Source organism: Alkaliphilus hydrothermalis, assembly GCF_016908555.1.
Classification (GTDB): Bacteria; Bacillota; Clostridia; order Peptostreptococcales; family Natronincolaceae; genus Alkaliphilus; species Alkaliphilus hydrothermalis.
This window is the reverse complement of sequence record NZ_JAFBEE010000026.1, coordinates 1-15,445: the sequence shown is the minus strand read 5'-3', so window position 1 is coordinate 15,445 and position 15,445 is coordinate 1. Positions and strand designations below refer to the sequence as shown.

General features: G+C 29.9%; 9 protein-coding genes. 8 read left to right on the top strand and 1 reads right to left on the bottom strand.

The annotated features are described in order from the left end of the window. Window positions 1-183 precede the first annotated feature (183 nt). The 8 genes from glmS (at window position 184) to JOC73_RS13425 (ending at window position 13,881) form a co-directional block, all read left to right on the top strand. A complete protein-coding gene (gene glmS, locus JOC73_RS13460; protein WP_204404127.1) occupies window positions 184-2,013 on the top strand; it encodes a glutamine--fructose-6-phosphate transaminase (isomerizing) in 1,830 nt (609 codons plus the stop codon). Between the two features lie 155 nt (window positions 2,014-2,168). Beyond that, window positions 2,169-3,017 carry a TnsA endonuclease N-terminal domain-containing protein gene (locus JOC73_RS13455; RefSeq protein WP_204404125.1) on the top strand — a complete coding sequence of 283 codons (849 nt, stop codon included), beginning with the start codon at window positions 2,169-2,171 and terminating at the stop codon, window positions 3,015-3,017. Continuing rightward, window positions 3,014-5,179, top strand: a complete 2,166-nt coding sequence (locus JOC73_RS13450) for a Mu transposase C-terminal domain-containing protein (RefSeq protein ID WP_204404123.1) — start codon at window positions 3,014-3,016, stop codon at window positions 5,177-5,179. Before JOC73_RS13455 ends, JOC73_RS13450 begins: the two co-directional genes overlap by 4 nt. Then, complete coding sequence (locus JOC73_RS13445; RefSeq protein ID WP_204404121.1) at window positions 5,157-6,857, top strand: ATP-binding protein; 1,701 nt, start codon at window positions 5,157-5,159, stop codon at window positions 6,855-6,857. The genes JOC73_RS13450 and JOC73_RS13445 overlap by 23 nt, the downstream gene beginning before the upstream one ends. A 3-nt stretch (window positions 6,858-6,860) precedes the next feature. Continuing rightward, on the top strand, window positions 6,861-8,753 hold the full coding sequence (locus tag JOC73_RS13440; RefSeq protein ID WP_204404119.1) for a TnsD family Tn7-like transposition protein: 1,893 nt from the start codon (window positions 6,861-6,863) through the stop codon (window positions 8,751-8,753). A gap of 3 nt (window positions 8,754-8,756) precedes the next feature. Continuing rightward, window positions 8,757-10,304, top strand: coding sequence for a Tn7-like element transposition protein TnsE (locus JOC73_RS13435; protein WP_204404117.1), 1,548 nt, complete (start codon window positions 8,757-8,759; stop codon window positions 10,302-10,304). A 232-nt stretch (window positions 10,305-10,536) separates the two neighbouring features. Beyond that, window positions 10,537-12,147, top strand: coding sequence for a hypothetical protein (locus JOC73_RS13430; RefSeq protein ID WP_204404115.1), 1,611 nt, complete (start codon window positions 10,537-10,539; stop codon window positions 12,145-12,147). A gap of 75 nt (window positions 12,148-12,222) precedes the next feature. Further along, the gene (locus tag JOC73_RS13425) at window positions 12,223-13,881 is read left to right on the top strand and encodes a hypothetical protein (protein ID WP_204404113.1); all 1,659 of its coding nucleotides are present in this window, start codon (window positions 12,223-12,225) and stop codon (window positions 13,879-13,881) included. A 364-nt stretch (window positions 13,882-14,245) separates the two neighbouring features. Here JOC73_RS13425 and JOC73_RS13420 read toward each other — a convergent pair whose 3' ends face one another. Continuing rightward, entirely contained in the window at window positions 14,246-15,232 is a 987-nt protein-coding gene (locus JOC73_RS13420; RefSeq protein WP_204404111.1) for an IS30 family transposase, read from the bottom strand. Window positions 15,233-15,445 lie beyond the last annotated feature (213 nt).

The following is a 15,445-nucleotide window of genomic DNA, read 5'->3' as shown; positions in this document are numbered from 1 at the left end:
GCAAGTCTACAAAACTACTGAGGGATCGGTAGGACAAAAGGGCTTAGGTGAAGGTCTGTGAAGGTTTTTTGACTTTTTTCAGAGGCTTTTTTTGTGTGCAAAAAATTGATTGATTATTGATTTAATATTGAATTTAAGTAAAGACTAATATAAAAGAATCTATTTTGAAGGGAGATTTAAATTATGTGCGGAATCGTTGGATATATTGGAAATAGAGAGGCAACAGAGGTTTTAATAGAGGGATTATCAAGATTAGAATATAGAGGATATGACTCGGCTGGTATCGCTGTTTATGACAATGGAGAGGTGAATGTAAGAAAATATAAGGGAAGATTAAATGTATTGGCAGAACATTTAAAGCAAGATTCCCTAGCAGGTAGTATCGGAATCGGTCATACAAGATGGGCAACCCACGGAGAGCCATCTGACAGAAATGCTCATCCCCATACTAATGAAGAGGGAAATATCGCAGTAATCCACAATGGGATTATTGAAAATTATATGAAAATCAAAGAATGGTTAATCGAAGAAAAGGGAATCGAATTTAAGTCTGATACGGATACAGAAGTAATCGCCCATCTGATTGACCATTACTATGAGGGAGATTTGATGAAGGCTGTATACCAAGCCATTGAAAAGATGGAGGGTGCTTATGCCATCGGAGTTATCGCCAAGAGTGAGCCAGATAAGGTAATCGCTGTTAGAAAAGACAGTCCACTAATCGTAGGTCTAGGAGAAGGAGAAAACTTCATTGCTTCTGATATTCCAGCCCTATTAAAATATACTAGAAAAATGCATTTAATTGAAAATGACGAAGTTGTTCTATTAACTAAAGATGGCGTTAAAATCTTCAACGAGCTAGGTCAAGAAATGGACCGTGAAGTCTTCAACGTAACTTGGGATGCGGATGCTGCTGAGAAGGAAGGCTACGAGCATTTCATGATTAAGGAAATCCACGAACAACCAAAGGGAATCTCTGAGACATTGATGAGAAGACTTGATAAGGAAGACAACATCGTATTGGACGGCATCAAGTTGACTAACGAAGACCTAGAAAATATCAATAAAATCTATATCGTTGCTTGTGGCACTGCTTATCATGCAGGTCTTGTTGGAAGATTTGCTATTGAGAAGTTTGCTAAGATTCCAGTAGAAGTAGATGTTGCTTCTGAATTCAGATATAGAGATCCCTTCATTGATGAAAAGACCCTATTTATCGCAGTGAGCCAGTCTGGTGAGACTTTAGATACTTTAGCGGCTTTGAGGGAAGCAAAGCGTAAGGGTGCTAGAATCCTTTCTATCGTAAACGTGGTTGGTAGCTCTGTAGCTAGGGAATCCCATGATGTATTCTACACTTGGGCAGGACCAGAAATCGCAGTTGCTTCAACAAAGGCATATACGACTCAATTGACAGCCTTCTATATGCTAGCCCTTCATATGGCAACGATCAAGGGAAATATGGATAGGGAGCAATATCTTCAAATATTAAAAGAACTTAAGACAATGCCAGAAAAGGCTCAAAGTCTATTAAAGGATTTTGCTGAGATTCAACATCAAGCAGCAGGTCACTTTAACAACGAAAGTGTATTCTTCATGGGTAGAGGTGTAGATGTTCATGTTGCCCATGAGGCTTCTTTAAAGCTAAAGGAGATCTCTTATATTAATTCCTTTGCAATTGCAGCAGGGGAACTAAAGCATGGTACAATCGCTCTAATCGAAAAGGGCACCCTTGTAGTAGCTCTAGCGACTCAAGATCGTCTTTATGATAAGATGCTTTCAAATATCCAAGAGGTAAGAGCTAGAGGAGCTTATGTAGTGGCGGTTGCAAAGGAAGGGAACAAGGAAATCGAAAAGACAGCTGATGTGGTTCTTTATATTCCAGATACAATGGATGAATTATCTCCTATTTTAAGTATCATTCCTTTACAGTTATTCGCTTACTATGTGGCTGTAGCTCGAGGAACTGATGTTGATAAGCCTAAGAACTTGGCTAAGAGTGTTACTGTGGAGTAGGTAGGGAGAAGTAAAAACAGTTATTGTAGTTATTAAAAAAAGTTGAATTGTTTTAAAAAATGTTATATCATTTTAAAAAAAGTTAGATTGTTTTAATAATAGTTGGATTGGAATCACCTTTATATGGTAATATATACATATAGAGGTGATTTTTTATGGCAAAAAGAAAAAGAACCATAACTAAAAATAAAATGGAAAAATTAATAAAAGAAGGCAGAGGTCAAGGAACAGGAGAAGAGTATAGACCGTGGTTATTAATCCAAGATGTACCTTCTTTAGGACGAGCAACAAGGTTAAAGGGGATAAAGACTAATAGACAACATGAGTTTCTTTCAGATATAGAAAGAGACTATTTTTATTTTCTTGAGTATTCTGATAATGTACTTGATATTAGAGAACAATTCCCTTTATTACCTGTAGAAGAGACTTTATTAATAGCAAAAGAAAGTGGAATAAAACATCCCGTGGACCCCAAAACGAACGACCCTGTAGTTATGACAACAGATTTTTTAGTTACGACTAATATAAATGGGAAATGCATAGATGTTGCTAGGACAATAAAATGTCAAGATGATTTAATGAACAAAAGGGTTTTAGAAAAGTTTGAAATAGAAAGAAGGTACTGGGAAAAACAAGGAGTTGATTGGGGAATAGTTACAGAGAAAGAAATTAATAAGACATTAGCTCAAAATATAAGTTATGTACATACATACTATAACATAGATGAAATAGATTCCTTAAAATCAATAGCCAGTAATCATATAAGAGATTTAGTTTTAGAATATATGAAAAGGCTTATAGATACTAAAGTTAGTATTAGAGAAATATCTAGTGAATTTGATAATGATCTATTTTTAGAAAAAGGGACAGGAATTGCATTATTTAAGCATTTGATTATTAGAAAAGCAGTAGAAATTAATTTATATGAAGGTCTTGATGTAAATAAAATAATAAATATTAATATTTTAAGGAATGGTTTTTATGAGGAGTTGAATATATCATGATTTATGAGAATATGACTTTTCAATATACAGACAAAGAAAAAAGAGAAAGAATAAGAGTAATTTATATAGATAATGATCAGAGATTCTTATATTATGTCAATATTGATGCAGCTACTTCTATGCCTAAGAAAGAATTAGTAGATAAATTAGAATCAGAAATAAACAACAATATATTAATATCAATTAAGGATCCATTCGTAAAAAATCTAAAAGAAGAGGAGTTATCTGAGCTACAAAAAGAAAAAAGAGATTTGGATTGGATAATAATACAGAAATATTGGAGTACTGAAAAAGAAGCTTTACTAGAGAAAAATGGAAGAGAAAATAAGTTGAAAGATATTGCTGATGAAAATAATTTAAGTTTAAATAAAACAAAAAAAATACTTAGTAGGTTTTGGCAAAGAGGAATGAAAAAAAATGCTCTTCTTCCTGACTATTCTAATTCAGGGGGGAAGGGAAAAAGTAAAAAGTTAAAAGAAGATAGTAAAATAGGAAGACCCAGAAAAACAAACTATATAGGGGAAACAGAGCAAGGAATAAGTGTAACAGAAGATATAAAGAAAATATTTGAAGTATCAATTAATAAGTTCTATAGAAAAAAAGAAAAGATAAGTTTAGCAGAAACATATAACTTAATACTTAGAGAATTCTTTTCAGATAGATTTTTTATAGAAGGTCAAGAAGAGTATAAAGTATGGGATAAATCTAGAATACCTACCTATCAACAATTTTACTATTGGTTTAGAAACTCAACAGATGTAAAAAAGGACATATTTTTTAGGGAAGGAAGTAAAGAATATGAATTAAAACACAGACCACTTCTGAAAAATTCCACAATAGAAACCAATGGACCAGGAACAAGATTTCAAATTGATGCAACTCCAGGAGATATTTATTTAGTAAGTACCTTTAACAGAAATAGAATTATCGGAAAACCTGTTTTATATGCAATCATAGATGTATTTTCTAGACTAGTAACAGGAATATATGTTGGTTTAGAAGGACCATCTTGGACTGGAGCTATGATGGCATTAGACAATATGATAGAAAACAAAGTACAATTCTGTAAAAAGTATGGAATAAATATTACTGAGGAACAATGGACATCAAATCATTTGCCAGAAATAATTATAGCTGATAGAGGGGAATTCGAAGGATATTCCGTTGAAAATTTAATTAATAACTTAAATATAAAAATAGAAAATACACCACCCTTTAGGGGAGATTTAAAGGGAATAGTTGAGCGTAGCTTTAGGACTACAAATGAAAAAATAAAGCATAAAACACCAGGAGCAATTCAAAAAGAATATAGACAAAGAGGAGATAGGGATTACAGGTTAGATGCAACGCTTACTTTAGAAGAATTTACAGAAATATATATCAAAATGGTTTTATATCATAATCATAAAATAATAAGTAAATATGAGATGGAAAAAGAAATGATAGTGGATGAATTAACCCCAACACCTATCAATCTTTGGAATTGGGGAATTAATAATAAAAAAGGCAGACTTAGAGTTGTAGATAGAGATATAATGAGACTAAATATACTTCCAAAAGGAAAAGCAAGTGTTTCGAGAGCAGGATTTAAATTTAAAGGATTATATTATAGCTCTCAAAAGGCAATAGAAGAGCAATGGTTTTTGAAACCCAAATATAGATGGATTGAGATTGTTTATGATCCAAGAGATATGAATCAAATATATATTCTTCATGAAGATGGAAGAAATTTTGAAACCTGTTATATTCTAGAGAAAAGTATTCAATACAGAGATTGCTTACTTGAGGAAATAATATTTCAAAAGGAATTAGAGAAAGAACTAATTGAATGGGAATCAACCAAGCAAGCACAACTTAGCATAGATTTAGATAAAGAAATAGAGGATAGAGTAAAAAAAGCAAAGAAAGAAAAAGAAAAAACAGTAATCGAAACAACTTCTAAATCGAAAAGAATACAAGGTATCAAAGAAAATAGACAAATTGAAAAAGAGATAAGAAGACTAGAAGAAGCCTTTGATATTAGTAAAGAAGAAAAGAAAGAAGGTATTGTTAAGGAGATTATCAAATCAACTGAAAACAATGAAGAACATAACGATGTAAGACATAAAAGCTTAATGGATAAAATAAGAAGGAAAAGAGATGAGAGTCTTGGAAAGAAATAATATAGTTCCTATTCTAAAAGGGAAAATTGAAATGGCGACTTATAAGGAGCAAGAGTTAATTGAATACTCCAATAATCCTTTTATAGAATCTCTGCCTCCTATATTTACAGAAGATGATATATTAGAGCAATTTACTATATATCCTATAATTGAAGATATAGAAAAAAATAAAAACAAGAATTTAAGACATCATATGATTAAAAGAATTAAAAACTTTATACAGCCACTTCCAGATCATTTTACAATAGAAACAAAGTTATCAACAATGATTAGAAGAGGATATTTATCAAGAAATCCTATGGATAAAACTTATTTTGAAAGATTAAAAATACTAAATGACTTGCATTCAGTAAAAGAAGAAGAAAAAGAAGATATCTTTAAACGAAATATGGCACACATAAGATCTTCAGCAGACAGTCTTTCTATAATTGGAATCTCAGGTATAGGAAAGACTACAGCTATAGAAAGATTACTTCTTATGTATCCTCAGATTATAAAGCATGAAGAATATAAAGAAATGGCACTAAGTAGAACTCAAATTGTTTGGTTAAAGATTGATTGTCCATATGATGGGAACCTATCGACCCTTTGTAAGAGCTTTTTTAAAGCAATAGATGATTTGCTTGGGACACGATACCTCGAAAAGTATGGATACCTAAATAGAATAACATCTTCTATGATGTTGCATATGACATCTTTAGCAAGTATGTATGGAATCGGAGTTTTAGTAATAGATGAAATACAACATCTAATTAATGCTAAGAATGATCCTGATGAAATGCTTAATTTTTTTGTTACATTAACTAATACTGTTGGAATACCCACTGTATTGATAGGTACTTTTAAAGCACTACAAATATTTAAAAAAGATTTTAGGCAAGCTAGAAGAGCCGGTAGTGAAGGTAATATCATATGGGATAGAATGAATAAAAATAGTGATGAATGGGATTTTTTCATAGAGACTCTTTGGGAGTTTCAGTATCTTAAAGAAAATACGGTATTAACAAATGAAATAAAGGAATTAATGTATGACCATTGCCAAGGAATAACTTCTGTAGCAGTAAACTTATTTATTCTTGCTCAGGAGAGAGCTTTAAACACAGATAATGAAAAAATAACCAAAGGTATTATAAGTAAGGCATCTAAGGAAGATCTTCATATGATTCAGCCTATGATAAAGGCCTTAAGAAATAATAACAGAATAGAAATTGAGAAATATGAGGATATCTCTATAAATCTAGATGACATAATTTTTAGACATAGAAATACGTTAGAATTAGCAGGCAAAATTAAAGAGATAGCTAAAAATGAGGAAAAACAGCTGGAATTAAAGAGAAAAAACATAGTAGAAAATTTGGTTATAGATGTGAGTACTTTGGGGATATTTACTGAGCTTACAGAAAAAGATATAGAAGATTTAATAAGAAAAATTGTTAGTGGATATGGAGTAGATGATAAATATAACACTATAAAGGGAGACGTCATAAAGAAAGCGTTAGAATTAAATGAAAAGAAAAAAGAAGTTAAAAGCACTATGACATGTATTGATAGATACGAGAAAACAGATTTGAGGAATATATACGAATTGGCTAAGAAGAGAAAATTACATGTATATGAAATATTAAAGGGGCATGGGTATATTAAAGATCCTGTAGATGAATTCTTAAAGGTGGAATAAATTATGCTTACTTTTTTTACAGATCCTTATAAAGATGAAATCTTATATTCTACAATTGCTAGATATCACTATTATATTGGAAATATAGACTTCAAAGATACTTTGAGAGAAGTTTTTGGAAAAGATAGTGTAATTCCAAGTATAGAATTAAGTAGTCATCTAGAAATTTTAGCTAATAATTTAGGAAAAAAATATTCATCAGAAGATATTATTAGCAAACATACGATATTTCCTTTCTATGCACCATTTTTACCAAGGAATAGAAAGCAAGAACTATTGAATGATATGAAATATGGGCATGGAAAAGGCTTATATACAGAGATAGGGATGGTGGCAGGGAGTATATGCAAGAAAGAAGGGATATACTATTGTCCAATATGTTCTAAGCGAGATATAGAAACTTATGGAGAAGCTTACATACATAGAGAACATCAATTACAAGGTGTATTTGTATGTCCTCATAATGAAGCCAAATTAAAAAAATATGAGATAGATAAAAGAAATACGAGTAGAGTATCCTTCATAAGGCTAGATGAAAGATATTTAGATTTTAATGTAGAATATGAGAATGATAAAACTAGTTCAAGACTGATAGAAGTCTCTAAGGCGGCTTATTATTTATTAGAGAATGATCTTTTTGAATTCAATAAAGATATTATAACAAAAAAATATAAGGAACTTCTTGATAAAAAGGAGCTATTATCAATAAATAAAAATATAAAACAGAGAGAATTATATGAAGAATTTATGAATTTTTACGGTGAAGAGTTTTTAGAAATAATGGAATCCAGCATAGATAAAGATAATGAATATAATTGGCTTAAAGTTATAACAAGAAATTCAAATAGAACAGTTCATCCTATAAGACATGTATTACTTATAAATTTTTTATCATCAGATATAAGAGAGTTCTTTAAAAAAGATAATAATCATTACAATCCGTTCGGAAAGTCTCCGTGGCCATGTTTAAATCCTGTAGCAGATCATTATAGAAAAGATATAGTGTACAACATAAAAATGACAGCTGATTATGAAACTAGAAAACCTGTTGGAACATTTACATGCGATTGTGGCTTTATTTATTCAAGGAAAGGCCCTGATATTAATTGTGAGGATAGATATATGATGGGCAGAATAAAAAACTTTGGACATGTATGGGAAAAAAAGCTAATTAGATACTTAAATTTAAAAGACTATAGCATAAGAGATATAGCAAAATTAATGAATTGTGACCCTAAAACAGTTGTGAAATACGATAAGATCTTGGGGATAGATAGATTTAAAGATTCAAAAATGAATAGAGTAAAAGAAAATTTTAAACCAGATGATGCTCACAATATAGATATAGAAATATATAAGAATACTATATTAGATTTTATTTTTAATAATCCGAATTTGTCTAGAACAAGTATAAGAGAACTTTGTAAAAAAGAATATAGTTATATTTATAAATATGATAGAGAATGGCTTTTAGAGAATCTTCCTAAAAAATTAAATAAAATACAGATAGATAATAAAAGCAATGAAAGAGTGGATTGGAGTAAAAGGGATATAGAAGTATTAAATGCAGTTAAAAATGAATATCTAGAGTTACTAGCTAAAGAAAAACCTATAAGGATCACTATGTCTAATTTAGGAAAATCATTAGGATTACTCTCAATGCTTGAAAAAAACTTAGATAAACTTCCAAAATCAAAAGCTTATTTAGAAGAAATTCTTGAAAGCGTAGAAGTCTTTCAATTAAGAAGAACAAAAATAATAGTTGATGAAAAACTAGAAAATGAAGAACAAGTAAAATTATGGGAGATTCAAAAAAAATCAGGAATTAGAACAGAATATTTTAACAATATATCAGTAAAGATTGAAAATTATATAGATGGGAGGTATAAGCATTAAAGAATGGGGGAAAACAATGTTTTTGTTAAGAATTGGCCATTTAAGCCTGGCGAGAAAGCAAAGCTTTATTGGATAGATAATCCGTATAAATTATCTAATAAGTGGGTATTAGATGCTTACTTTAAAGGAGAATCCTCTTTCCGAAAGCTAACTATGGATTGGGCGGACATTCATTTCCTAATGCTAGAAACATATTATCAGAATGGAAATCTAAATTGCAGTCAAAAAAGGAAAGATGCTACTAATCAAGAACTTAATTTGAGTAATATAAAGTTTAATATGATTGAAGCTTTTTTAGAAGTAGAGATTGACGGTTTGAAAAAGAAAATAAATACAAATATTTTTGTTGGATACAGGAATGGAATAGAATATAGAATACCTGCGATAGAAATAATACGATCTATAATTTGTAGAAGTAGATTTTTATTAAATAGAATAGTTGAATTGGATAGTCTAAGCAACTATTTTGTATATGAAATTGACAATAAAAATAACTTGCATATTAATTTCTTTGATGGATATGAAAGAAAACTGCTAAAGGGAGAATATGTAAAACATATAGCTTGGATGATTACCAATGAAAATATATTAAGGATGTTTAATAAGGTAGGACAAAGCTTATGGAGTGAAGGAAATCTAAAGTACAGTTTCTTATTTAAAGACTTTAAGATACGAGCTAGAATAAATAAAAAAGGTAATGTTGTAAGAGTGCTAGAAATAATGGAATTTAAAAATAAAATAATAAATGCTAAAGAAGTATATATTAGCTCAAAGTACAATAAACAATTAAAAAGAATAAATTCGCCTAAGTTAAGGAATTATGAAAGACTAAAGGAGACAAATGATAAGACTATAGATTCCAAAATAGATGGAGCTAAAAATATTGAATCAGATTTCATTAATACAACGGAAACAGTACATACATATAGAAATGATGTGAAAGTAAATAAAATAAATAAAGGTGAAGTATTTATAAGAGATACAGAAGATGAGAATACACAAACCTTTGAAGTGCAAAATGAAGCTCTAAGAACAACTGCCGATACAGGTGGAATGGATACGGCTAGGGCATTAGAGTATGAAAATATAGACAATGTTAATATACAAGGAGAATTAGAAGAATTTATAGAGATATTAAGATTGTTACAACAAAGATCTAATATAAGGAGTGTTGAAGTCGTTGTAGACTTTCTTCCAGAAGGGAAAAAAGGAAAGAAGTTTGCCTTTCTTAGCGATGGAATAACTAAAAGAAGGTATATAGTTGGTAAGATAGTTATGAATGATACTATTTTTAGTCTAATTGAGATAGAGAGAGAAAATAGATCATTATCAATGCTTCTGTTATATTCAAGATCTAATATTGATTGGAATAAAGTATATCTATCAGTAACATTAGGATTGGTTAATAAAAGTGGAACTTGGGACATGAAAATAGTAAGTAGTTTACAGAAAATATGGGTAAATGCTAATAGAATAAGACACGTTGCTGCTAACAAGAACTTAATAAATAAAGCAGAGCACATATACAATAAATTAATGGAAGTACATTAATGTGAAGTGTTTACTTAAGATAGCAAGGTAAGATAGAATGAAGATGTTATTGCTATTAAAAGCTAATATTCTGATGAAAAAGAAAAGGATTTGTAGTATAATAATATTGGGATTAGCTAACTAAAGTGGAAAATGAAGTAATGCTGTTGCAAGCTAAAATTATGTAACAAACTAAATTGTAATAAGGACTAGTTATATATTTAAAAAATTTATTAAAGGTGTTGATTTATAAATGGGACCGAATTTTATAATCAGAGAATTTAAAATTGAGCAGCTTTATGTAAACCCTGATAATGCTAGATTTATAAATGCTGAGGAGCTGCCAGATGAAGTTGCAGCTATAGAAGAACTTACATCAATGAAAAAAACACATATTGATAGAATTGCAAAGGATATAGCTACATATGGTCTTAATCCAAATGAATTACCAATTGTAATTCCAGCAGCAGATAATGAGGGACATTTTTTAGTGATAGACGGTAATCGACGTATTTCTAGTATAAAGCTTATGACACAATACAAAAAAGAACTAGATAGTATGAAAATCGAAAGCAGTAAGAAAAAGAAACTATTAAATTTGCAATGTAATATTAAAACTATAACCTGTGTATTATACGAGAAAGAAGAAGATGTCAACTATTTGATTGAAAAACTACATACTTCAAAACCTGGAATTGGCCAAGTAATGTGGGACCCTCAAGCACAAGATAGACATAACTCCAAAAGTGGTGAAACTTCAAAAAGACTAGCATTAATAGAAATGTTACGTTATTCAAAATATACATCTCTCACTGTAAAAAATATACTTGATGAAGAGGGGTGGCTTTCTAAACTAAAACGATTCATAAGTAAAAAGTATATTTCTTTTTTTGGTATTGATTTTGATAAAGATAATAATATACTTTTATATTTAGAAGAATGTGAAGTTATTAAAGGATTAAGCCAATTAGTTTATGATCTTAATGAAACAAAAGCAAATTTAATTGCACAAACGAAAGATACACGTGAAGCATATCTTAAGAATTTTCCAGTAGAGAAAAAACCTAATAAGGAAAAAGTAAACGAGACACTTGTTAAGTTTAATTTTGAAGCAAAGCAATTTATAATTACTGGTATTAAAAACGACAGAATAAAAAGAAGTAATGAAGAAAACAAAGATGTTTCTAAAGAATCTCAAAATTCCAGTAGCTCTAATGGAGAAGTAAGAAAAAAGGAAGATCCTTCTTCTAAGAATGACTTGCACAATAATGATGAAAAATCAGAAGATAAAAATAAAACTGGTCAAGATAATAAAAAAACAAATGAAAAAGATAATGATTTACACAATGATAATAAAGGAAAAAAATCGATAAATAGTAATGTAAGTGACTTAAAATCAACAGCTGAACGAACAACACTTATTCCTAAAGATGAAGATATTCCAATAAAAAATCAGCGGACATTGGATCTTTATAAAGAATTAAAAATGGTTAGTGTTATTCTTTATACAAATACTGTTTCAATTGCATTTAGAAGTTTGATTGAATTTAGTGTTGAGTGTTTTTTAGACAAAAGAAATAGTAAATGGTCACATAACACTCAAATCACACTTTTTCAAAAACTGGCAAAAGTTATTAATATACTTGAAAATGAAATTGGTAAATCTCAATTGATTTCTGAAATACCTGCTATATATAGATCTGTAGAAAATTATAAAGCTAAAGATAAAAAAGTTGACATTAATTCTGTAACTAATCTGAATGTGATAATTCACAATAGCAATTATCATCCAACGGAGATGGAGCTAAAAACAATGTATAATAACTATAGTCCTTTGTTAAAGCGTATTTGGGAAAAAATCTAGACAAGTAATTGACGTATCTACTGGCCCATGATATAGTAAGACTAGATAATTTTATAACTAGAAAAGGGGCTTAATATGCATATTTTACTTGTTGAACCAGATTATAAAAATAAGTATCCTCCTATGGGATTAATGAAAATTAGTAGTTATCATAAAAGTCGTGGAGATTATGTGCTTTTTTATAAAGGAAAACTTAATAATTCAAGGATATGGGATAGAATATATATTACTACTCTTTTTACTTTTGATTATAAGAAAGTTGTAGATACAATAAATTTTTATAAATCTCAAGTTACTTCATTAGATAATATCTATGTTGGAGGAATTATGGCTTCAATTTTATATAAAGATCTTAGTAATGATACTGGATTACAAAATATTCTTGTTGGAAGACTAACTTATTCAGAAATGATTGGTTTTGATGATAATGTTAATATCGATCAACTACCACTAGATTATGATATCTTGAATGATATTCAATATAAGTACCCAGCAGGTGATAATTTTTTTGCATATACTTCACGTGGATGTGTTAATAAGTGTAGTTTTTGTGCAGTGCCATTTTTAGAAGGAAAATTAGATATTACAAATGATATTAGAACGCAAATATCTACTATAAGAGATAAGTATGGTGATAAGCGTAATTTATTGTTACTTGATAATAATATTCTGGGATTAAAAGAAGAAGAGTTAGAGAAAATAGTTAATGATTTGAATGAGTTAGGATTTGTTAAAGAACCAAACTATGTTAAACCTCTCAAAGTAGATGTGTTGGTGAAAGCGTATTATAGGCATATAGAAGAAGGTCGTAGCCCAATAAATATAATGACTGAATTTAGTCTATTTTTACATAAACTTCAAGAAAAAAAATTGTCAAAAAGTAATAGAAAAATAATTAAAGATATAATTTCAGATATAGGGACTATATATGAAGATGAAATTCAATGCATTTTAGATAATTATGATAAAATCAGGGAAATCGAAAAAAAATATTCTTATAAAATACCAGTGCAAAGATATGTTGATTTTAATCAGGGGCTAGATGCAAGAGAGTTAACTGAGGATAAAATGAAAATACTTTCTAGACTTCCAATTAGACCTTTTAGAATAGCTTATGACGATATTTCATTCACAGATATATACACTAGAGCTTTAACATTAGCGCATAAGTATGATGCATCTGAGTTTTCCAACTACATACTTTATAATTATAATGATAAGCCAGAAGATTTATATAAACGGCTCGAAAAAAATCTTGAGTTGTCTGAGGAATTTAACAAACATATTTATTCTTTCCCTATGAAATATGAAGCAATAAATCAAAAAAGTCGTACGTATGTAGGAGTATATTGGAATAAACACTATTTAAAAATTATAAAAGCGATACTAAATGTCTCAAAGGGTGTATTTGGTGGGGATAGATCTTTTTTTGAAAAGGCTTTTGGAAAAAATATTGAAGAATATTATGAAATTCTGTCTATGCCTAAAGATCTAGTGACTTACAGAATGTATTTTGAAAAAATTGGAGTCACAGCACAATGGAAAAAACTATATAATGGATTAACAATAAATGAAAAAATAGAACTTATTAACTTAGTATCTAATGGAGACTACGATTCAAATAATAAAAAATTAATACATATAATGCCCTATTATAAAATAGACTATAAAAATATTATAAAAAAAGAATCGGAAATTTTAATGCTTGATAATGGGGATTCATTCAATTTGTAGCAAATAAATATTATAAAATTCCTTTTAAGCTACTATTATTAGCTAGTGGATTATAGTAAAATGTTAAGTATGGGAATAATGAATTGTGAAAATAGGTGAAATGAAAAAGTAACTTCCACTTTGTACAAGTAAAGTCCATCGGAACAAATGTTTCTAAGATTTTTTAAGCAGAAAACAGTTTATTTCTAAATAATATAAGATAAATTTGGTATAATTATGGGTAAAGTAGGCAAAATTATTTATATTTTGGGCAGGCAAAATAGAGGTTGGAAATTAACCGTTTTTTTGCAAAGGTAAGTTCCACCCTTGTATCTATTGTTAGACATGGCAGTTTATACCCCAAAGTAATACCTATCTATATAGATTACTTTTTAAGTAGCTTAGTGTTTAAGACTATATCCTTTGCAGGAATTAATTTTGCATTTAGCTTCTCTAGAGTGTCAGCTCCATGGAGGAAGTTGAATACTGAGTGTGGTGACCGGTCATTTAGCTTCTTTCTCCCATACGAGTTAATGTGACTCATCATCAATGAGATATCTTCCTGTAGATAAGAATTAAAACTATGACCCTTTGGAACAATCCTACGAATAAACTCATGATTGTTCTCAGCAGAACCTTTTTCGTAAGGGGCAGATGGATTACAGTAAAATATATATGTTCTACGATTACCCGCTTTATCAAACTCTATAGCTAAGGGATTTGAAAATTCACTACCATTATCAGTGAGGATTACTGGGAAAAGCTCAGAAAAAATATCAGGATTAAGCTCCCAGTAAAGATTTTCGAAGATATCAATGACAGAGCGAGAAGTATTGGAATCTCGAATAAAAGCAAGCATATACTGTGAACTTGTAAAGTGGATAGTTAGGAGTACCTTACCACCCTTTGTACCCTCAACACTATCCATTTGTACAATGGGAGTATCAGGGTGCTCTTTAATAAAGTTCAAAAAATCTTCATAAGTACGGCCAATCCTGCAAGATCGATCAACCTTAAAATGCTGGGAAGATTTCTTTCTAGGACGATATCTGACTTTCCTAGGAAGATCGATATTTCTAGCAGAAAAAAGGTTGTAGTCAATGTAATTGTAAATAGATTTTTCGCTGTGCATAATAGAATCTCTGTGAGTAGTGCAGATATGATGGATAGACTGACCTTTTTCGATAAGAGGACTGATGAAATGATCAAGACGAAAAACTTCTTCTTCTGAAATATTAATTCCACTACGGGACTCAGAACGACACAGTTCATATTGTTTCTGAGCAGCAGAAGCACTATAGAGAGATTTAGTGAGAGTGCAGCTTCTAAGCTTATCACATCCATTACAGACATAAGGTGGCTTTAAAGACAATGGACAATTATATTCTTTGTAATCAGCACATACGTCAGAGCATTTAGAACAAAATCTACAATACCTATTACGGCAGTTAGCACTGTCACAAAGATAGGAATAGTTGCAGTCAAAACGATGTTGTAACTGGCAAGTGTTTTTGGCGAAATTTTGGCAAATAATTTTCCTGAGATTTTTCCAGTTTCACCGCCTTAATGTTTTAACTTACTAAAA